21 protein-coding genes and 1 pseudogene are annotated in these 20,077 nt (G+C 63.4%); 11 read left to right on the top strand and 11 right to left on the bottom strand.

Features of this window, described 5'->3' with window-relative positions:
- Positions 1-107: pseudogene (locus B7G52_RS24505) on the top strand (RNA-binding protein); the annotation flags it as partial.
- A 128-nt stretch (positions 108-235) separates the two neighbouring features.
- On the opposite strand, the gene B7G52_RS18760 reads toward B7G52_RS24505, so the two are convergent.
- The 4 genes from B7G52_RS18760 to B7G52_RS18775 are packed head-to-tail and all read right to left on the bottom strand — an operon-like array spanning position 236 to position 3,360.
- Complete coding sequence (locus B7G52_RS18760; protein WP_096699052.1) at positions 236-1,018, bottom strand: SDR family oxidoreductase; 783 nt, start codon at positions 1,016-1,018, stop codon at positions 236-238.
- Between the two features lie 58 nt (positions 1,019-1,076).
- Positions 1,077-1,766 carry an LPS export ABC transporter periplasmic protein LptC gene (lptC, locus tag B7G52_RS18765; protein WP_096699053.1) on the bottom strand — a complete coding sequence of 230 codons (690 nt, stop codon included), beginning with the start codon at positions 1,764-1,766 and terminating at the stop codon, positions 1,077-1,079.
- Entirely contained in the window at positions 1,766-2,368 is a 603-nt protein-coding gene (locus B7G52_RS18770; RefSeq protein WP_096699054.1) for an HAD family hydrolase, read from the bottom strand. Before B7G52_RS18770 ends, lptC begins: the two co-directional genes overlap by 1 nt.
- The gene (locus B7G52_RS18775) at positions 2,368-3,360 is read right to left on the bottom strand and encodes an SIS domain-containing protein (RefSeq protein ID WP_096699055.1); all 993 of its coding nucleotides are present in this window, start codon (positions 3,358-3,360) and stop codon (positions 2,368-2,370) included. Before B7G52_RS18775 ends, B7G52_RS18770 begins: the two co-directional genes overlap by 1 nt.
- 89 nt (positions 3,361-3,449) lie before the next feature.
- Between B7G52_RS18775 and B7G52_RS18780 the strand changes: the two genes are divergently transcribed.
- The 3 genes from B7G52_RS18780 to B7G52_RS18790 are packed head-to-tail and all read left to right on the top strand — an operon-like array spanning position 3,450 to position 6,564.
- Positions 3,450-5,435, top strand: a complete 1,986-nt coding sequence (locus B7G52_RS18780) for a monovalent cation:proton antiporter family protein (protein WP_096699056.1) — start codon at positions 3,450-3,452, stop codon at positions 5,433-5,435.
- Between the two features lie 15 nt (positions 5,436-5,450).
- Positions 5,451-5,993, top strand: a complete 543-nt coding sequence (locus tag B7G52_RS18785; RefSeq protein ID WP_096699057.1) for a histidine phosphatase family protein — start codon at positions 5,451-5,453, stop codon at positions 5,991-5,993.
- Between the two features lie 4 nt (positions 5,994-5,997).
- A complete protein-coding gene (locus B7G52_RS18790) occupies positions 5,998-6,564 on the top strand; it encodes an adenine phosphoribosyltransferase (RefSeq protein WP_096699058.1) in 567 nt (188 codons plus the stop codon).
- 107 nt (positions 6,565-6,671) lie between these two features.
- Here B7G52_RS18790 and B7G52_RS18795 read toward each other — a convergent pair whose 3' ends face one another.
- The 7 genes from B7G52_RS18795 to rpmH all read right to left on the bottom strand — a co-directional run bounded on the left by B7G52_RS18795 (position 6,672) and on the right by rpmH (position 12,512).
- Positions 6,672-7,493, bottom strand: coding sequence for a hypothetical protein (locus B7G52_RS18795; RefSeq protein WP_096699059.1), 822 nt, complete (start codon positions 7,491-7,493; stop codon positions 6,672-6,674).
- Between the two features lie 246 nt (positions 7,494-7,739).
- Positions 7,740-8,231, bottom strand: a complete 492-nt coding sequence (locus B7G52_RS18800) for a Crp/Fnr family transcriptional regulator (protein ID WP_096699060.1) — start codon at positions 8,229-8,231, stop codon at positions 7,740-7,742.
- A 139-nt stretch (positions 8,232-8,370) separates the two neighbouring features.
- Positions 8,371-9,819, bottom strand: a complete 1,449-nt coding sequence (gene mnmE / locus B7G52_RS18805) for a tRNA uridine-5-carboxymethylaminomethyl(34) synthesis GTPase MnmE (protein ID WP_096699061.1) — start codon at positions 9,817-9,819, stop codon at positions 8,371-8,373.
- 43 nt (positions 9,820-9,862) lie between these two features.
- The gene (gene yidC, locus B7G52_RS18810) at positions 9,863-11,590 is read right to left on the bottom strand and encodes a membrane protein insertase YidC (protein ID WP_096699062.1); all 1,728 of its coding nucleotides are present in this window, start codon (positions 11,588-11,590) and stop codon (positions 9,863-9,865) included.
- Complete coding sequence (gene yidD / locus B7G52_RS18815; protein WP_205853089.1) at positions 11,587-11,877, bottom strand: membrane protein insertion efficiency factor YidD; 291 nt, start codon at positions 11,875-11,877, stop codon at positions 11,587-11,589. Before yidD ends, yidC begins: the two co-directional genes overlap by 4 nt.
- A 44-nt stretch (positions 11,878-11,921) precedes the next feature.
- Complete coding sequence (locus B7G52_RS18820; protein WP_096699064.1) at positions 11,922-12,332, bottom strand: ribonuclease P protein component; 411 nt, start codon at positions 12,330-12,332, stop codon at positions 11,922-11,924.
- Between the two features lie 45 nt (positions 12,333-12,377).
- The gene (gene rpmH / locus B7G52_RS18825) at positions 12,378-12,512 is read right to left on the bottom strand and encodes a 50S ribosomal protein L34 (RefSeq protein WP_077595646.1); all 135 of its coding nucleotides are present in this window, start codon (positions 12,510-12,512) and stop codon (positions 12,378-12,380) included.
- Positions 12,513-12,938: 426 nt separating this feature from the next.
- Here rpmH and dnaA point away from each other — a divergent pair, with 426 nt between their 5' ends.
- The 7 genes from dnaA to B7G52_RS18855 all read left to right on the top strand — a co-directional run bounded on the left by dnaA (position 12,939) and on the right by B7G52_RS18855 (position 20,026).
- Positions 12,939-14,333 carry a chromosomal replication initiator protein DnaA gene (gene dnaA / locus B7G52_RS18830; RefSeq protein ID WP_096699082.1) on the top strand — a complete coding sequence of 465 codons (1,395 nt, stop codon included), beginning with the start codon at positions 12,939-12,941 and terminating at the stop codon, positions 14,331-14,333.
- 269 nt (positions 14,334-14,602) lie between these two features.
- Complete coding sequence (dnaN, locus tag B7G52_RS18835; protein WP_096699065.1) at positions 14,603-15,709, top strand: DNA polymerase III subunit beta; 1,107 nt, start codon at positions 14,603-14,605, stop codon at positions 15,707-15,709.
- 92 nt (positions 15,710-15,801) lie between these two features.
- The gene (gene gyrB / locus B7G52_RS18840; RefSeq protein ID WP_371329041.1) at positions 15,802-18,429 is read left to right on the top strand and encodes a DNA topoisomerase (ATP-hydrolyzing) subunit B; all 2,628 of its coding nucleotides are present in this window, start codon (positions 15,802-15,804) and stop codon (positions 18,427-18,429) included.
- A gap of 24 nt (positions 18,430-18,453) precedes the next feature.
- Complete coding sequence (locus B7G52_RS18845) at positions 18,454-18,753, top strand: nucleotidyltransferase family protein (RefSeq protein WP_096670881.1); 300 nt, start codon at positions 18,454-18,456, stop codon at positions 18,751-18,753.
- Positions 18,750-19,100, top strand: coding sequence for a DUF86 domain-containing protein (locus tag B7G52_RS18850; RefSeq protein WP_096699066.1), 351 nt, complete (start codon positions 18,750-18,752; stop codon positions 19,098-19,100). The genes B7G52_RS18845 and B7G52_RS18850 overlap by 4 nt, the downstream gene beginning before the upstream one ends.
- 156 nt (positions 19,101-19,256) lie before the next feature.
- Entirely contained in the window at positions 19,257-19,409 is a 153-nt protein-coding gene (locus B7G52_RS23680; RefSeq protein ID WP_170954810.1) for a hypothetical protein, read from the top strand.
- Positions 19,406-20,026 carry a PolC-type DNA polymerase III gene (locus B7G52_RS18855; protein ID WP_096699067.1) on the top strand — a complete coding sequence of 207 codons (621 nt, stop codon included), beginning with the start codon at positions 19,406-19,408 and terminating at the stop codon, positions 20,024-20,026. Before B7G52_RS23680 ends, B7G52_RS18855 begins: the two co-directional genes overlap by 4 nt.
- Positions 20,027-20,077: the final 51 nt, after the last annotated feature.

Here is a 20,077-nt window from a genome sequence, read left to right on the forward strand (position 1 = left end):
ACGAAGCCCGTCCGATGGAAGCTCGTCCTCCACGCACTGGCGGCGGCTTCGGCGGCGGTAGCGGCTACGGTGGTGGCGGCTCTGGCGGCGGACGCGGCGGCTACTAAGCCCTGACCCCCGACCTCTTCAGCTTCGGCTGAAGACAGCTTTAAAAGGCTTCAAGACTTCGGTTTTGAAGCCTTTTTGCATGGTGACCCCTGATACACGGGCACATACAGCTATTATTTTTATAGCATTACGGTTGCTTTTCCGGCTGGCGGTGTTTGCGCGGCCGGCCCGCCAGGGCCTTGTCGAACACGGCATTGGGCAACAGCCGCAGCAGCTTGGCCACCACGCCCATCTGCCAGGGAATCACGCGGTAGCTGGCGCCGGCCTCGATGGCGGCGAAGGCCTTGTCGGCAAACGCCTGCGGCTGCATCAGAAAGGGCATGGCGTAGCGGTTCTTCTGCGTCAGCGGCGTGTCGATGTAGCCGGGACACAGGGTCACGACCTTCACGCCCGCAGGCCGCAACTCGCCTCGCAAGCTCTCGCAATAGCTGATCACCGCCGCCTTGCTGGCGCAGTAGGCGCCGTGGCCAGGCAGCCCGCGAATACCCGCCACACTGCCGATGCCCACCAGCGAACCCGAACCCCGCTGCACCATGGCAGCCACAAAAGGATGAAAAGTCGCCGCCAGACCGATGTTGTTGGTGGCAAATGTCTGCGCCATCACCTCCAGGTCCCCGCGCACCGCTGTGTCCATGCCAATGCTGATGCCGGCGTTGGCCACCACCACATCCGGCACTCCCTGGGCTGCCAGGCAGGCCTGCCCTGCCGCCACCATGCTGTTGCTGTCTGCCACATCTGCGCTATAGATTTTATAGCTGTCAGCGCTTATTCCATGGGCCTTAACCCATGATTCCACCTCGTTGGTACGGCGCGCCACCAGTGCCAGCCGGTAGCCGGCCTGAAAAAACCGCAGGGCCAGGGCCTGGCCAATGCCGCTGGAGGCGCCGGTGATAAAAACGAGTCTGGACATGGAAAACTCCTGCCGGGCCTGAAACGGCCGGCTTCTTGCAGATGGCCAGCGGCCGCCGTCAGGGCGCGCCACCCGCGGGGGCTTTGCGTGGCACGAGCACGCCTTTGACGCGCCCCTTGAGGTCTGCCACCCGGTCAAGATTGTCGTAGGCAAAGGTGTCGCCGGCAAACTGGTCGCTGCCGCGCGTGATGACCACCGGCAGGTGCGACTTTGCGCGCTCTTCGTTGACAAACACGTGCAGGAACTCTCCCTGGAATTCGAGCCGCGGAACTTCCCGGCCGGCCGCGTCCACGGCCGCCTCGCGCACCACGCGCGCATTGCCGATGAGCTGGACTTCCGAGCCGTCGGCATTGGTCAGGGCCCGGTTTCCGGTGGAGGTCGTCAGCCGGCCTTCCAGGCTGTAGCTGCGGATCAGCGCCTGGTCGATCTCCAGCGTGTCGCTGTCGGGATAGTGGCGCAGCTCGGCGCCGGAGACATCGCTTTTGAGCCGCCCCGCGTCGTCAAAGGTCTTGATGCCGAACTTGCGCAGGTAGTAGTCCGGCTCGGCACTGACCGCCCTCTGGCCTTCAGGCGGCAGCGAGGCGGGCGTGTTTCTCACGAGCCAGTAAGTGCCCAGCGCGAGCACACCCATCATCAGCACCGGGATGTAGATGGCGGTACGCTCCCACAGCAGCGACACCCTGTCCAGCGCGTTGCGCCAGGCAGGAACCACGCCGGCGGGCGGGCCCAGGGAGGGGTTGGCAGCCATCAGGCGGTGTACTCCTGCAGCAAGGCCGCATAGCGGCCGCTGGCCACCATCAGCAGGTCGCAGAATTCGCGCACGGCGCCGTCACCACCGCGGGCCTGCGTGACATGCGTGGCCAGGGCCTTGACCTCCACATGCGCGTTGGCAGGTGCGCAGCTGAAGGCAACGCGGCGCATCACCGGCAGGTCGGGCCAGTCATCGCCCATGAAGGCCGCCTGGGACCAGTCCAGCCCCAGCTCTTTCAGCGTGATCTCGGCGGCCGGGCGCTTGTCCTCGGTGCCGTAGTGGGTGTGGGTCACGCCCAGCGCGTGCAGGCGCGAGCGCAACACCACGCTGTCGCGCCCGGTGATCACGGCCGGCGTGATGCCCGCCCGTTGCAGCAGCTTCAGGCCGTGGCCGTCCAGCGTGTTGAAGCGCTTGAGGGTTTCGCCGCCGGTGGTGAAGCCCTCGTGCTGTGTCGCCCGGTCGTCGCCCGGCGGGTACTCGCCGAAATACAGGCCACCGTCGGTCAGCACGCCGTCGACATCGAAGAAGGCCACCTTGACGTTCTGCGCGCGCAGCAGCAGTTCAGGCGCAAGGTTCAGGGCAGGAACATGGGGGCGCATCAGATCACCTTCGCACGCAGCAAGTCGTTGCTGTTGAGCGCGCCGCACAAGGCGCCTGCGTCGTCCACCACCAGCACGCTGGTGATGCGGTACTGCTCCATCAGGGCCGCCGCCTCCACGGCCAGGGCGCCGGCGTGCAGGGTGCGCGGGTCGGGGTGCATGACCTCGCTGGCCTGGACGGCGCGCAGATCCACGCCTTTTTCCACCAGGCGGCGCAAATCGCCGTCGGTAAAGATGCCCAGCACCCGGCGATGCTCGTCCACCACCGCCGAAGCGCCCAGGCCCTTGCGGCTCATCTCGCGCATCAGCTCGGTGAACCCGGTGTGCGGGCCCACGGCCGGCACGGCGTCACCGGTGCGCATCACGTCGCTCACATGGGTCAGCAGTTTGCGGCCCAGCGCCCCGCCGGGATGGGAACGGGCAAAGTCTTCCTCCCTGAAGCCGCGGGCGTCGAGCAGGGCCACCGCCAGCGCGTCACCCAGCGCCAGCTGCGCGGTGGTGCTGGCCGTCGGCGCCAGATTGAGCGGACAGGCCTCCTGCGCCACGCTGCTGTCGAGCGTGACATCGCCATACTCGGCCAGTGTCGAGGCCGCGTTGCCGGTGATGGCCACCAGCGGCACCCCCTGGCGGCGCAACGCCGGCAGGATGGCGGTGAGCTCCTCGCTCTCGCCGCTGTTCGATATCGCCAGCACCACGTCGCCCGCCTGGACCATGCCCAGGTCGCCATGGCTGGCCTCTGCTGGATGCACAAACATCGCCGGCGTGCCGGTCGAGGCCAGGGTGGCGGAAATTTTCCGGCCGATGTGACCGCTTTTCCCCATGCCCATCACCACGACCCGGCCCTTGCAGGCCAGCATGACCTGCACGGCTTGCGCGAATTCGGGGCCGACCCGGGTTTTCAGGCCGAGTACCGCGGCGGCTTCAATGTCAAAGGTTCTGTGGGCCAGTGCCAGCGCTTGCGCAGGGTCGAATTTCGCGGGATCAAAGCTCATGCCTGCATTCTATAGAGCCGCACTGAATTGGGGCCGTCCTGCCCACTCACCCCCCGGGGGAGAAAACACCCATCGGCTACCATCCAGGCATGACCGCGCTTGAACTCACACTGCTGTATTTGCTGGCTGCTGTGCTTGGCGTGGTCACCTGCCGCTTCTTCAAGTTGCCGCCCATGCTGGGTTACCTGGCGGTCGGCGTGGTGATCGGCCCGAACGCGCTGGCGCTGGCGAAAAACTCCGACGGCGTGCGCCATCTCGGCGAATTCGGCGTGGTTTTCCTGATGTTTGTGATCGGACTCGAGTTCAACCTGCCCAAGCTACGCTCGATGCGGCGTCACGTCTTCGGCCTGGGCATGCTCCAGGTCGTGTCCACGATGGTGCTGGCCACCGTCGGCTCCCTGTTTCTGGCGACGCTGGCGCCCACCCTCTGGAAGATGCCCTGGCAGACGGCGCTGGCGCTCTCCGGTGCCGTTGCCATGAGCAGCACCGCCGTGGTGGTCAAGCTGCTGTCCGAGCGGCTCGAGCTCGACTCTGAACACGGCAAACGCGTGATGGGCGTGCTGCTGTTCCAGGATCTGGCCGTGGTGCCGTTGCTGGTGCTGATTCCCGCGCTGGGCGCCTCCCCCGACAAGCTGCTGATGGCCCTGGCGATAGCCGGGCTCAAGGCGACGGTGCTGGTCGGGTTGCTGCTGACCGGCGGCCAACGCGTCATGCGCTGGTGGCTGACACTGGTGGCCAGGCGCAAGAGCGAGGAGCTGTTCGTGCTGAACCTGCTGCTGGTCACGCTGGCGCTGGCCTGGCTCACTGAGTTGGCCGGGTTGAGCCTGGCGCTCGGCGCCTTCATCGCCGGCATGCTGATCTCCGAAACCGAGTTCAAGCACCAGGTGGAAACCGACATCCGCCCCTTCCACGATGTGCTGCTCGGGCTGTTTTTCATCAGCATCGGCATGCTGCTGGACTGGCGGCTGGTGCTCGAACGCTGGTCGCTGGTGCTGCTGCTGCTGACCGTGCCGGTGCTGTTCAAGCTGGTGCTGGTCACGGCGCTGGCGCGCGGCCTGGGCGCCACCACCGGTGTGTCGCTGCGCACCGGCCTGTACCTGGCGCAGGCTGGCGAGTTCGGCTTTGTGCTGTTGACGCTGGCGCAGGGCAACAACCTGATTCCCCCGTCGCTGCTCAACCCCATCCTGGCGAGCATGGTGCTGTCGATGCTGGCCACGCCCTTCATCATCATGTACAGCAACCGCATCGTGATGAAGCTGGTGTCCAGCGAATGGCTGCAGCAGTCGCTGCAGATGACCACGATTGCGCGCAAATCCATCAACACCGACCGGCACGTGATCGTCTGCGGCTACGGCCGCTGCGGCCAGAACCTGGGCCACATGCTGGAGCGCGAAGGCATCCCCTACATCGCGCTGGACCTGGACCCGGACCGGGTGCGCCAGGCCGCCGCCGCTGGCGACTCGGTGGTGTTCGGCGACGCCGTGCGGCTGCAATCGCTGATGGCGGCCGGCCTGGCGCGCGCCAGCGCCGTGGTGGTGACCTATCTGGACACGGCCAGTGCGCTCAAGGTGCTGGCCAACATCCGCGCCCATGCGCCCACCGTCCCCGTGATTGTCCGCACGAGGGACGACCGCGACCTGGAAAAGCTGCAGGCCGCCGGCGCCACCGAGGTGGTGCCCGAGGCCATCGAAGCCAGCCTGATGCTGGCCAGCCACGCGCTGGCGCTGGTGGGCGTGCCCATGCGCCGCGTGATCCGGGTGGTGCAGGACCAGCGCGATGCGCGCTACAACCTGCTGCGCGGCTATTTTCGCGGTGCCGACGACGACACGACTGCCGATCTGGAGCAGGAACGCCTGTCCACCGTCACGCTGCCCTTGGGCATCAAGTCGATCGGCCGGCCATTGGGCGAGTTTGCGCTGCGCGCAACGGGTGTACGCGTGGTCAGCCTGCGCCGCGGCGGCGGCAAGCCCCTGGAAGCACTGGACACCACACGGCTAGAGGAGGGCGACACCCTGGTGCTGTCGGGCAAGTCCGAAGCCCTGGCCCTGGCCGAGCAGAAACTTTTGCGGGGCTGACGGGCTCCCAAGTCCATGAATCGACGACTTTTCACCGGCGCGCTGCTGGTCGCCCCCTGGCTGGCCAGCGCGCAAACCGAGCCGCTTGCCACGCGCCTGCGCGCCGGCGCCTGTGTGGTGTTGCTGCGCCATGCGCAAACCGAGCCCGGCTTCGGCGACCCGCCGGACTTTCGCATTGACCAGTGCAGCACACAGCGCAACCTCAGCGATGAAGGGCGCCTGCAGGCCGGGCGTATCGGCCAGTGGTTCACGTCCCGTGGCCTGCAGCCGCGCGCGGTCCGGTCCAGCGCCTGGTGCCGCTGCAAGGACACGGCGGACCTGGCGTTCGGCGGCCACCAGGTCTGGCCGGCGCTCAATTCCTTTTTCGGGTCCGGCGGCAGGGAAACCCAGACCGCGCAATTGCGCACCGCACTGGGCCGCATCCCGGCGGGCCATTTCGAGGTGTGGGTCACCCACCAGGTCAACATGACGGCGCTGACCGGTGAAGGCATGACGATGGGTGAAGGCCTGGTGGTCGATGCAAGGGGCAAAATGGTGGCCCGCAGCACTTTTGGCTAGCCCCATGCCCTCCACCCGCGACGCGTTCAATTTCGGCCCTTACCTCCGCAGCCACATCCGCACCGTGCCCGACTGGCCGACCCCCGGCGTCCAGTTTCGCGACATCACGCCACTGCTGCAGGACCCGAAGGTGTTCCGGGTGCTGATCGACGCCTTTGTGCACCGCTACATGGACCCGGCCCTGCGCCCCGACGTGGTGGCCGGGCTGGATGCGCGCGGCTTCATCCTCGGCGCGGTCGTGGCGTATGAACTCAACATCGGTTTTGTGCCGATCCGGAAAAAAGGCAAGCTGCCTTTCACCACAGTGCAGGAAACCTACGAACTCGAGTACGGCAGCGCCACCGTCGAGCTGCACACCGACGCCGTCAAGACCGGCGACAGGGTGCTGCTGATCGACGACCTCATCGCCACCGGCGGCACCATGATGGCCGGAAAAAAGCTGCTGGAAAAGCTGGGCGCCCGCGTCATGGAAGGCGCGGCGATTGTGGATCTGCCGGAGCTGGGCGGCTCCGCCAAACTGCGTGCCGCCGGCCTGCCGCTGTTCACACTGGTGGATTTTGCCGGCCACTGAGTCCGGTCAATCGCTATTAATTCAATAGCTGCCGGCGACCATCCATAAAGGGCTGGACGGAGAATTGATTCAATATTTCAGGAAATCCGGGCAGCAACGCCCGCGGCTCACAACAGGTCGCCGTACTGCGTTGCGCTGAGCGCCGGCGCCGAGACCGGAGTATCCGGCATCTCGGTGTCTTCAAAACCAGTGAGCAGGGTGTAGGAGTGCGGGCCGCTGCGGGTTGACACCCCTTTGGCCACCTGCGCCGTACCGCCGCTGGCGGACGCGGCAGCCAGGGCCTGCTTGAAAGCGGCCACTTCGTCGTCCTGAATGGGTTCAAAACGGGAGGCGACTGGCGCCACCACAGCCGTTTCGGTGACGGCGGCGACAAGGACAGCGACGGCCGGCTCGGGCAGGGCGGCCACAGCACCAACCGTCGCCGCGGCGGCAGACGCGCTGTGGGTGCTGGTACTGGACCGGGGCCGGCCCACCGACACCAGTTCGTTCATGCGCCAGTACACGGCCGTCACACGGATGTTGTAGCGTGACTTGGCGCTCTGGGCAATCATCACCTCGATTTCCGCCAGGCGATCGGTCTGCCCCCCGAACTCCTGCGCCAGGTCCATCATGACCATGAACTGGTCACCGCGCGGGTCCAGGGATAGCACCTTGAATTTGTAGCTGGCCGACAGGACGCCGGCACGGATCATGGCCTCGCGCACGGCGGCATACAGCAGCTCCCTCTTGGCGTGCCGCTGGGATTTCTGCTCGCCGCCGTGTTCGCCGGTTTTCACAGGTGCTGGCACCGAAGACCTGGACCGTGCGCCCGCCACCGGCCGGGTACGCTCGTCGCGCGTCAGACCCGAACTGTCGCCGTCGGGCCGCCCCTTGCCGGCGACCTGCTTGGCGTTGCTGGAGCTACCGGAAAACCAACTGAAAAATGACATCGCCTGGCGCCTGGAAAATGATGGCTGCGCATGCAGCGATCGGGGTTGTGTTGCAGGTGTCCTGCAACTTTCATCGGTCTAGTTTACTGAGTCCTCCTGCCAAGACAGCCCGCGCCGGACGGACGGAAGGTACCGCCGGTAAGTCCCGGCGAGCATCTCTGCCATAAATCACACTCTGGCCGCCTGAATGCACAACCGGCGCCGCCCACCTCTGGGTGCGCCACCACTGGCCACGACCCAACGCCCTCAGGTGACCGCCACGCGTTTGGGACGGTTGTAAAGGCGCCTGGCCATCACCCCGCCCATGGCCAGACACAGTTCGAGCGCGATCGGGCTGTGCCGGTTGGACAGCTCCTTGAAACGAATCGCGGTAAGACACCAGAGCTGACAGGCGTTGGAGGCCTGCACGGTGGCGTTGCGCGGCAGGCGTGAGAAAAAGGCGCCTTCGCCCACCATGGAGCCCGCAGCCACCATGGCCAGCCGTACGCGGCCCTTCTCGTCCTGGTAGTGAACGCTCAGCGTGCCGCTCTCAATGAAGTACAGGGTCTGGTCCGCCGAACCCTGCTCAATCAGCGACTGCCCCTGCTGCAAGGCAAACGGCTGCATGTAGCCGGCCAACACGTCCCACTGCTGCGGCGTGAACTGGCAACGCAAGGCGTCGCTGGCATGGCTGTGCGCAATCGCGTTGACCAGCCCCTGAATGTCAAAGCGGACTGATGTGGGGAGAGGGGCGTTCATGATGCACGGAAGATACCCTTGACCGGGACCTTGCCGCAAGGGACGTTAACGCCCGTTTACACCTGATACAACGGCGCGTTACATGGAATCATGTCTCAAGCCACCGAGCTCCGGGCCGAAACGGTCCACCGTTAGCGTGCTACTTGCCGATACAGAATTTCGAGAATATCTCGCCCAGCAGGTCATCGGGCGTGAACTGGCCGGTGATGTCGCCCAGGGCATTCTGGGCCTGGCGCAGGTCTTCCGCCAGCAGGTCCAGCGCAGGCGCCGGTGCGTGCAGCTGTGCGTCAGCCCGCGCGAGTTGTGCCTCGACCTGGCGCAGCGCCCGCACATGGCGCTCACGCGCCATGAACACCCCTTCGGGCGCGGCCTGCCAGCCCACCACCTGCAGCAACTGCTGGCGCAGCTGCTGCAGGCCGGCGCCGGTTTTGGCGGAGATGGGCACACCGGAAGCAACCGCGGCCAGCACCTCGGCACCCGCCATGTCGGACTTGTTCCAGACATCGATCACCGGTGTGTTGGCAGGCAGCCTGTCGGCAATGGCCTCCGCGATCTGTGCGTCCGCCGCGCGGTAGTTCATGGCAATGCGGAGGTCTTCGGGCGTGCGCTGGCGCGTCAGGTCATGCAGGAACAGCACGGCATCCGCACTCTGGATTTCCGTCCAGGCGCGTTCGATCCCGATTTTCTCGACTTCATCGATCTCGGGCAGCAGGCTGTCGCGCAGGCCCGCGGTGTCCACCACATGCAGGGGGACCCCATCGATCTGGATCAGTTCGCTGACCTTGTCGCGCGTGGTGCCGGCCACCGGTGTCACGATGGCCAGTTCGGCACCTGCCAGCGCATTGAGCAGCGAGCTTTTGCCGGCATTGGGCTGGCCGGCAATGACGACCTTGATGCCTTCCCGCAGGATCGCGCCCTGCTGCGCACGCTGCAGCACCGTGGCCAGCGTCTGCTGCAGGCGGGTCAGCTGGCCCTGGGCATCGGCCTTCTGCAGGAAATCAATGTCTTCCTCGGGAAAATCGAGTGTGGCTTCCACCAGCATGCGCAGGTGCACCAGCTGGTCGAGCAGCGCATGGACTTCTTTCGAAAACTCCCCGGACAACGAGCGCGCCGCCGACCGCGCAGCCGTTTCGGTACTGGCGTCGATCAGGTCGGCAATCGCCTCGGCCTGTGCCAGGTCGATCTTGTCATTCAGGAAGGCGCGTTCGGTGAATTCACCGGGCTGGGCCAGGCGCAGGCCGGCGAGCCGCGGCCGGCCCGTGGCTGCATCGTTGTCAGCGGCCGCCTCCAGGCAGCGTGCCAGCAGCAGCTGCAGCACCACCGGCCCGCCATGGGCCTGCAACTCGAGCACGTCTTCGCCGGTGTAGGAATGCGGCGCCGGGAAAAAAATCGCCAGGCCCTGGTCGATCGGCCGACCGGCCGCGTCGCAAAAAGGCAGGTAACTGGCCTGCCGGGGTGTCAGCAAGCGGCCGCACAAAGCCTCGACCAACGGCGCCAGGGCCTTGCCTGAAATGCGAACAATGCCCACCGCGCCGCGGCCTGGTGCGGTGGCAATCGCTGTGATGGGATGGTGATGACGGGCCAGCATGAAGGCACCATGTTAAAGGGCCGCGAAGCGGCCCTTTTTTTGTTTACTTGAACTTCGGCAAATTGAACTGCGGCGGCACACCCATCCGGGTGTTGATCACCCACTGCTGCGCGATCGACAGCACGTTGTTGGTGATCCAGTAGAGCACCAGGCCGGCCGGGAAGAAGAAGAACATCACGCTGAAAATCAGCGGCATGAACCACATCAGCTTGGCCTGCATCGGATCGGGTGGCGTCGGGTTCAGGGCCGTCTGCAGCATGGTGGTCAGCGTCATCACGATGGGCAGGATGAAGTAGGGGTCAGGCGAGGACAAATCCTTGATCCACAAGATCCAGGGCGCGTTGCGCATCTCGACCGAACTGAGCAACACCCAGTACAGCGCAATGAACACGGGAATCTGGATCAGGATGGGGAAGCAGCCACCCATGGGGTTGACCTTTTCGTCGCGGTACATCTTCATCATGGCTTGCTGCATTTCCTGCGGCTTGTCTTTCAGCCGCTCGCGCATTTCCATGATCTTCGGGTTGACCGCCTTCATCTTGGCCATGCTGGCGTAGGCCTTGGCATTGAGCCAGTAGAACGCGGCCTTGAGCAGCAGCACCAGCGCCACGATGGACCAGCCCCAGTTCTGCAGGAAGCCGTGCAGCTTGTCGAGCAGCCAGTACAGTGGTTTGGCCAGAATCGTCAGCCAGCCGTAGTCCTTGACCAGCTCCAGGCCGGGCGTGATGGCTTCGAGCTGCTTTTCAATCTGGGGGCCCACAAAAAACCGGGCTTCCACCGTTTTGGTGGTGCCAGGTGCCACAACCCCCAGCGGCGTGATCATGCCCACCGCATACAAGTTGGTGTCGACCTTGCGCAGGAAGATGTCCCGCTGGACGCCGTCGGCCAGCATCCAGGCCGACGCAAAATAATGCTGCACCATGGCCACGTAGCCATTGCTCGCCTGCTTCTCGACATCCACCTTGTTTTTTTCGATGTCGCTGAACTCGACCTTCTGGTATTTCTTGGCCTCGGTGTAAAGCGCCGGACCGGTGAAGGTGGAGTAAAACGAGGACTCGCCGGGCGGCTTGTTGCCGTCACGAACCAGTTGCAGGTACAGCTGCGGCGATGCCGCGCTGGTGCCCGTGTTGACCACGTCATGACGCACGGTCATGTCATAAACGCCGCGCTTGAGCGTGTAGGTCTTGACCAGCTTGACGCCACCGACCTCGGCCGACTCGAATTTGATTTCCAGGGTGTCCTGGCCTTCCTTGAGCGTGCGCTCGCCCGGAACGGCGGTCATCAGCGTCTTGTGGGTCGGGAAACTGCCGCCTTCGGCACCGGCGATCAGGCCGGACTGCGCCACGTAGACACGCGCCGCGCTTTCATCGAGCAGTACAAAGCCGGAAGACTGGTCGACCATGTCCTTGTGCTTGAGGAAAGAGGAGTGGACCAACGTACCACCTTCGGTGTCGAAGGTCAGGCTCAGCACATCGGTGTTGACGACCAGGCGCTGCTTGGTGGCCGACGGGGTGGTGGCAGGCAGCGCGCCCGCGGCCGAAGCCGCCGCGGCGCCGGCCACCGGTGCCGGCACGGCACTAACGCCGGCCTGGCCGGTGGGCACGCTGGCGGCACTGGCCGGCTTGCTCGCCGGTGCCGTGGTGCTCACGGCGGGAGCGGGCGACGGGAAAAAGGTGGCCTTGTGGCCATTGAAGAGCTGCCACTGGTCCCACAGCAGGACCATGGAAAACCCAAAAATCACCCACAAAATGGTACGGCGAATGTCGTTCATGACGGCTTCTTTTTAGAGGGGATCGAGGCCACGGACGTGACCAGACGGGTGAAAAGGGAAGGGCGGCCGGAGGGCGGCGGCACCGGATCGTAACCGCCGCTGCACCAGGGGTGGCAACGCGCCACACGGTAAAGCATCAGGTAGCTGCCCCGGGCGGCGCCATGCTGCTGCAAGGCCTGCAGCGAATAGGCTGAACAGGTCGGCTCAAAGCGGCACGACGATCCCAGCCAGGGGCTGAGCAGGAGGCGGTAACCCTTGACCAGGGCCACCAGGGTTTTCTGCGGCAGCCGGCTGACCGTCACCGCCGCGCGGCGAAGTGTGAACAGCGCGCTCATGCGGCCTGCGCCCCGGCCTGCATCAAGGCCTGCACTTCGCTGCGCACGGCCTGCTTGAGCGCCTCCGAACTGGCGCTGACAAATTCCTTGCGCGAAAAGTCACGACGCAAACGGATCACCCACCCGGAACGGGACAGGCGAGGCGAAAAATCAGCGCTCACGGTGTAGATCTGTCTTTTGATGGCGTTGCGCGTGACGGCGCGTTTGGCCCAGCGTTTAGGCACCATCGCCCCGACCCAGACATCCTGAACGGGAAACAGGTCTGGCGTGTCATGGGTCTTGCTGGGCACGGTTTGCGCGTTCATGGCATCGAGCGCATTGCGGTGCAATGCGAAATGCGTTGTTCTTGCAACAATGGCGCCAGCAAGGACTGCCTGGAACTGGGGTCGGGTTTTAAGCCGCTGCACTAGCGCCAAGCGTCCGCGAAGCAATCGGCCTGCTGGACCCGGAGCTTATACAGCCAGGCGCTTGCGGCCTTTGGCGCGACGGGCCGCAATCACTGCGCGGCCGCCACGTGTTTTCATGCGTGACAGGAAACCGTGCGTACGGGCGCGCTTGACTTTGGAAGGTTGGTATGTGCGTTTCATGATGGGTCCTACAAGCTACAAAAAGCTCCCTTGAGCAAAATCTGAAAATTCTGCGATTCGATCCTGGCGGCTGTACAACACAACCAACTCTGCAAGTCAGCAGGGCCCGCAAGGCGTAAACGGTGCTTGAAAACAAGCATCACCACGGCGCGCCGACCCGCTATGAATCAGGGAAACCCACGATTATCGCAGATTTCCCAACGCTGGCAACAAGTTAGGGGCCGCATTGCCGGTAAATGCTGAGATCCGCCTGACAACGCCGGCGTCAGGGGCGCGCAACGCCGGGCCATCGCTGTCTAGGTTAAAACCCGAAGTCTTTTTTTGTGGATAACTACGCCAGACGACTACAATAACGGGTGCCAAAAATTAATAATATCCACAAGCAAAAGCATGCTGGCCAATGCGACTACCCAGCCCCCGGACGCCATGCGTGAGGGAGCCGTTCACAGTTCGAGCCAGGACTTGTGGCAAAGCTGCGTAGACCATCTGGCGCAGGAACTGCCCGAGCAGCAGTTCAACACCTGGATCCGTCCGCTGGTGGCCGAGGTCGCCGACGACCTGTCCAAAGTCACCATCCAAGTTGCCAACCGCTTCAAGCTGGACTGGATACGCGCGCAATACGCCGGCCGTATTTCTGCCCTGCTGGAGAAGGTTTCCGGTCACAGCATCCACCTTGAGTTAGCGCTCGCTCAGCGCGAACCCGGCATCCGGTCTGCACCTCTAACCCGCAGCTTCGAGGGCAATGGCGTCACCGAGCCGGCTGGTTTGGGTGTCGCCGAAGACGCTGCCGGTGCGCCGTTCAAGAGCCGGCTCAACACCGCGCTGACCTTCGACACCCTGATCGAAGGCACGGCCAACCGCATGGGCCGGGCCGCCGCCATGCATGTGGCAAGCAGTCTGGGCCAGCTTTACAACCCGCTGTTCATCTATGGCGGCGTCGGCCTGGGCAAGACCCACCTGATGCACGCCATCGGCAACAAGCTGATGGTCGACAACCCTGCGGCCAAAGTTCTCTACATCCACGCCGAGCAATTTGTGTCGGATGTGGTTAAAGCCTACCAGCGCAAGACTTTTGACGAGTTCAAGGAGCGTTACCACTCGCTCGATCTGCTGCTGATCGACGACGTGCAGTTCCTCGCCAACAAGGACCGCACCCAGGAAGAGTTCTTCAACGCCTTCGAGGCGCTGCTGACCAAGAAGTCGCACATCGTGATGACCAGCGACACCTACCCCAAGGGGCTGACGGACATCCACGAGCGCCTGATCTCGCGTTTTGACTCCGGGCTGACGGTGGCCATCGAGCCGCCCGAGCTGGAGATGCGTGTAGCCATCCTGATCCGCAAGGCCGAGGCCGAAGGCACGGTCATGCCCGAGGAGGTCGCGTTTTTTGTGGCCAAGAACGTGCGCTCCAACGTGCGCGAGCTTGAAGGCGCACTGCGCAAGATCCTCGCCTACTCGCGCTTCAACCTCAAGGAAATTTCCATCCAGCTGGCACGGGAAGCCCTGCGCGACCTGTTGTCCATCCAGAACCGCCAGATATCGGTCGAGAACATCCAGAAGACCGTGGCCGACTATTACAAGATTAAAGTCGCCGACATGTATTCGAAGAAGCGGCCCGCCAGCATTGCCCGGCCGCGCCAGATTGCCATGTACCTGGCCAAGGAACTGACCCAGAAGAGCCTTCCGGAGATTGGCGAGCTGTTTGGCGGCCGCGACCACACCACGGTGTTGCATGCTGTGCGCAAGATGGCCGCCGAGCGCCAGCAGATGACCGAACTCAATCAGCAGCTGCACGTGCTGGAACAAACCCTGAAAGGCTGAATTGAATACTTTTTCAGCCACTTTCCACCGGTTTCAGGCTCGCCTGACAACCATGGGGACAACTTTTGAACAACTGATGACTTATCCACAGGGGAAGTGGATTTCCGGAAGTTGTTCATATCAAGCGGCAGGGTAGGGAGTGGTCTGACCACAAGGTTAAACAAGCGCCAAGTAGTTGATCAAAAAGAAGAAAATAGGGCTGTCCACAGAAACGGGCTTCCCTTATCTACTACTACTAATTTGAATTAAAGAAATAAGAGGTTAAGACAGTGATCGTTCTTAAAGCCACCCAGGATAAAGTTTTGTCGGTTCTGCAATCGGTCGCGGGCATTGTTGAGCGTCGGCACACGCTGCCGATTCTGGCCAACGTGCTGATCCGCAAGACCGGCGCGCAGCTGCAGCTGACAACCAGCGACCTGGAAATCCAGATCCGCACGACAGCCGAGCTGGACGGTGACACGGGCAACTTCACGACCACGGTCGGTGCACGCAAGCTCATCGACATCCTGCGTTCCATGCCCAGCGACCAGACGGTGTCGCTGGAGTCGGCGCAGAACAAGCTGATCCTCAAGGGTGGCAAGAGCCGCTTCACGCTGCAGACGCTGCCGGCCGAAGACTTTCCGCTGGTGCAGGAAGCCGCCAACTTTGGCCCGAGCTTCTCGGTGCCGCAAAAGGTGCTGAAAGAGCTGCTGAACCAGGTGTCGTTCGCCATGGCCGTGCACGACATCCGTTACTACCTCAACGGCATCCTGTTCGTCGCCGAAGGCAAGCAGCTCAGCCTGGTGGCCACCGACGGCCACCGCCTGGCGTTTTCGTCGGCCACGCTCGACGTCGAGGTGCCGCGCCAGGAAGTGATCCTGCCGCGCAAGACGGTGCTGGAGATGCAGCGCCTGCTCAGCGACAAGGAAGGCGCGATCGAGATGCAGTTCGCCGGCAACCAGGCCAAGTTCAGCTTCGAAGGCATGGAGTTCGTCACCAAGCTGGTCGAGGGCAAGTTCCCCGACTACAACCGCGTGATCCCGAAGAACCACAAGAACATCATCACCCTGGGCCGCGTGCCGCTGCTGGCCTCGCTGCAGCGCACCGCCATTTTGACCAGCGAGAAGTTCAAGGGCGTGCGCCTGAACATCGAGCCCGGCACCCTGCGTGTGGCGTCCAACAATGCCGAGCAGGAGGAAGCGGTCGACGAGCTCGACATCGACTACGGCGGCGACGCCATCGAGATCGGTTTCAACGTGACCTACCTGATCGACGCCCTGGCCAACATGGACCAGGACATGGTGAAGATCGAGCTGGCCGATTCCAACAGCTCTGCGCTGCTGACGATTCCGGACAACGCTGCCTTCAAATACGTCGTGATGCCGATGCGGATTTAAGCGTTACAGCCCTCAAAAACCAAAACCGCCACCCAGCCGAACCCGCTAGCCAAAGCGGGTTTGGTCATTCAAGAGATTGAGAAAAGTTAGTTATGACCGAAGAAAACAAAGCCAACGAAGCCGCTCCTGACAACACGGGCCGTGAAATGGAAGGCGTTCATTCCGGTGAAGGCGGCGAGGGAAGCTCCAATTTCCAGCCCAAGATCGACTCCAACCAGGCCGGTGCCTCTGAAGGGTATGGCGAGGGCTCGATCCAGATCCTGGAAGGCCTGGAGGCCGTGCGCAAACGGCCCGGCATGTACATCGGCGACACGTCCGACGGCACCGGTTTGCACCACCTGGTGTTCGAGGTGGTCGACAACTCCATCGATGAATCGCTGGCCGGCCATTGCGACGACATCATGGTCACCATCCACCTGGACAACTCTATCAGCGTGGTCGACAACGGCCGGGGCATCCCGACCGGCATCAAGATGGACGACAAACACGAGCCCAAACGCTCGGCGGCCGAGATTGCGCTGACCGAGCTGCATGCCGGCGGCAAGTTCAACCAAAACAGCTACAAGGTCTCGGGCGGCCTGCACGGCGTGGGTGTGAGCTGCGTGAACGCACTGTCCAAGATGCTGCGCCTGACGATTCGGCGCGAAGGCAAAGTCCACGTGATGGAGTTTTCCAAGGGTTTTGTGCAGAACCGCATCGTCGAGAAAGTCGGCGGTGTGGAAGTTTCCCCCATGCAGGTGCTGGGCGACACCGACAAACGCGGCACCGAGGTGCACTTTCTGCCCGACACCGACATCTTCCAGCAGAACAACGACTTCCATTACGAGATTCTCAGCAAGCGCCTGCGCGAGCTGAGCTTTCTGAACAACGGCGTGAAGATCCGCTTGAAAGATGAGCGCAGCGGCAAGGAAGACGACTTTGCCGGCGCCGGCGGCGTGACGGGTTTCGTCAACTTCATCAACAAGGGCAAGACCGTCCTGCACCCCAACGTGTTCCACGCCATGGGCGACCGCCAGAGCGACCAGAACACCAACATCGGTGTCGAGGTGGCCATGCAGTGGAACAGTGGCTACAACGAGCAGGTGCTGTGTTTCACCAACAATATCCCGCAGCGCGACGGCGGCACGCACCTGACCGGCCTGCGCGCCGCGATGACGCGGGTGATCAACAAATACATCGACGACAGCGAGCTGGCCAAAAAGGCCAAGGTTGAAGTCACCGGCGACGATATGCGTGAAGGCCTGACCTGCGTGCTCAGTGTCAAGGTGCCCGAGCCCAAGTTCTCCAGCCAGACCAAGGACAAGCTGGTCAGCTCCGAGGTGCGCGGCCCGGTGGAAGACATCGTCAGCAAGTTGTTGACCGACTACCTGCAGGAGCGCCCGAACGACGCCAAGATCATCGTTGGCAAGATCATCGAGGCCGCGCGGGCCCGCGAAGCTGCGCGCAAGGCACGCGACATGACACGCCGCAAGGGTGTGCTTGACGGCATGGGCTTGCCCGGCAAGCTGGCCGACTGCCAGGAGAAAGACCCGGCGCTGTGCGAAATCTATATCGTCGAGGGTGACTCTGCCGGTGGTTCCGCCAAGCAGGGCCGCGACCGCAAGTTCCAGGCGATCCTGCCCTTGCGCGGCAAGATCCTGAATGTGGAAAAAGCGCGTTATGAAAAGCTGCTGACCAGCAACGAGATCCTGACGCTGATCACCGCGCTGGGCACCGGCATCGGCAAGGCCGGTGGCACCACCGGCAACGACGACTTCAATGTCGCCAAGCTGCGTTACCACCGCATCATCATCATGACCGACGCCGACGTGGACGGCGCGCACATCCGCACCCTGCTGCTGACCTTCTTTTACCGCCAGATGCCCGAGCTCGTCGAGCGCGGCCACATCTACATCGCGCAGCCACCGCTGTACAAGGTCAAGTCGGGCAAGGAAGAGCAGTACCTGAAAGACGGCCCGGCCCTCGACAGCTTCCTGCTGAAGATCGCGCTGAAAGACGCCGCTGTGTTGACCGGTGCCGACCCCGCCAATGGCCAGGGCACGCTGCTGACCGGCGACACGCTGGCCGAACTGGCGCGCAAGCACCAGCTGGCCGAGTCCGTCATCGCCCGCCTGCGTGGCTACATGGACGCCGAGGCGCTGAAAGCCATTGCCGACGGCGTGGCCCTGAACCTGGACACGGTGGAAGACGCCGAGCGTTCAGCCGCCGCGCTGCAGGCCCAGTTGCCCACGGCCGAAGTGGCCGGCGAGTTTGACAGCCGCAACGACAAGCCGATCCTGCGCATCAGCCGCCGCCACCACGGCAACGTCAAGAGCAGTGTGCTGACGCAGGACTTCGTGCACGGCGCCGACTACGCCGCGCTGGTCGAAGCTGCCGTGACCTTCAAGGGCCTGATGAGCCAGGGCGCCAGGGTGACGCGCGGCGAGGGCGAGCGCCAGAAGGAAGAAAAAGTCGCGACCTTCCGCGAGGCCATGGCCTGGCTGATCACGCAGGCCGAAGGCGCCACCGCACGCCAGCGCTACAAGGGCCTGGGCGAGATGAACCCGGCCCAGCTGTGGGAAACCACCATGGACCCGACCGTGCGCCGCCTGCTGCGTGTGCAGATCGACGACGCGATCGAAGCCGATCACGTGTTCACCATGCTGATGGGTGACGACGTCGAGCCGCGTCGCGAGTTCATCGAGACGAATGCGCTGCGGGCTGCGAATATTGACGTCTGAGGTGTTCAGCGCATAATTTGCAGCATGAACATTGCACCGGCCCAACGCTCACAGATCGCCGAGATCTGCAGGCGCTATCACGTCCGCAAGATGAGCATGTTTGGGTCAGCAGCAATGGGGCAGGAGCGTCCTGAGAGCGATGTGGATTTGCTGGTGGAGTTTATTCCGGGAGAGGCCCCCAGCGGCTTTGCCCTGGTTGACATGCAGGACGAGTTGTCTGCAGCGTTTGACGGACGAAAAATTGACTTGGCTTTTCCTTCCATTCTCCGAAATGCCTACCGGCGCATGGCAATTGAGCCGCAATTGCGACCCGTTTTTGAATGACGATTGATCGCACGCCGGCACATCTGGCCGATATGCCGCAGTTTGTGCAGGAGATCCGCGGATTGCTTGCAGATCAGCCTCTCGAAAGGTTTCTGGCGAACCGGGTGCTTTGTCTGGCGACGGAAAAACTGTTTATCAATCTCGGTGAAGCTGCCAGCCGCATAGACGTGGCGCATTGTGGGCAGATGCCCAATGTGCCATGGCGACAGGTGATCGGCTTGCGCAACATACTGGCGCACGGCTATGAGCAGGTTGAACATGAAACCTTGTTCAACACCGTCACACAGGATCTCCCTCAGCTTGAGGACGCATTAAGCCAGGAGCTGCTGAGGTATCAGCTGCGTTGAGATTCCCGGTGTGACATCGACGTGTAAGGGATAGGCCGCGCAACGCAACGTGAGTCCCGCCCGGGTGAGGTTCTGCGGTTCTATCAGCGAAAAGGCCATGAAAATCCACCATGAAATGTTCGAATTTCATGGTCTTTTGTTACCATGAATACACGATTGAACGCAGTGACCCCCAGCATGCGTATTGCCATGAACGACCTGAAGCTCGATAGCTTGTATGTGGTGTACCCGGGGCTGCATCGCTACAAGCTGGCCGACGGCATCGAGGCGGTCCCGCTCTGGGCCATGCTGCCCGGTGACCTGGCATGAGCTGCATCGCCGTCATCGACTTTGAAACCACCGGCCTGTCGCCCGCCATGGGCGACCGCGCCACCGAGGTGGCCATCGTGCTGCTTGAAAACGGCTGCGTGGTGGACCGCTTCCAGAGCCTGATGAATGCAGGCGTGCACATTCCCGCCTTCATCACCAGCCTGACCGGCATCAGCAACGCCATGGTGGCCGCTGCGCCCGAGGCCGCCAGCGTGATGCGCGAGGCCAGCCGCTTTGTGGGCAACGCGCCCATGGTGGCGCACAACGCGGCGTTTGACCGCAAGTTCTGGCAGGCCGAACTGGCGCGTGCCGGGGCGGCGGCGGCACAGCCTTTTGCCTGCACCCTGCTGGTCGCGCGCCGGCTGTACCCCCAAGCCCCCAGCCACAAGCTGGGCGTGCTGGTGGACTACCACCAGCTGCCGCGCGCCGGCCGTGCGCACCGGGCGCTGGCCGATGCGGAAATGGCCGCATCGCTGCTGGGGCAGATCCAACACGACCTTCGCACCCGGCACCGCGTGGGCCGGCCCGACCACGCCTTGCTGATGACCCTGCAGCGCTGCGCGAAACCTGCCGTTGCTGCGTTGATGGCGAAGTACGCGGGCGGCGCGCAGGCGTGACCCGGCCCGAACAGCGCTCCAGGCTGCTACAAAATCAGTAGCTGGTGGCGC

It is taken from the genome of Polaromonas sp. AER18D-145 (genome assembly GCF_002379095.1).
GTDB lineage: Bacteria > Pseudomonadota > Gammaproteobacteria > Burkholderiales > Burkholderiaceae_C > Polaromonas.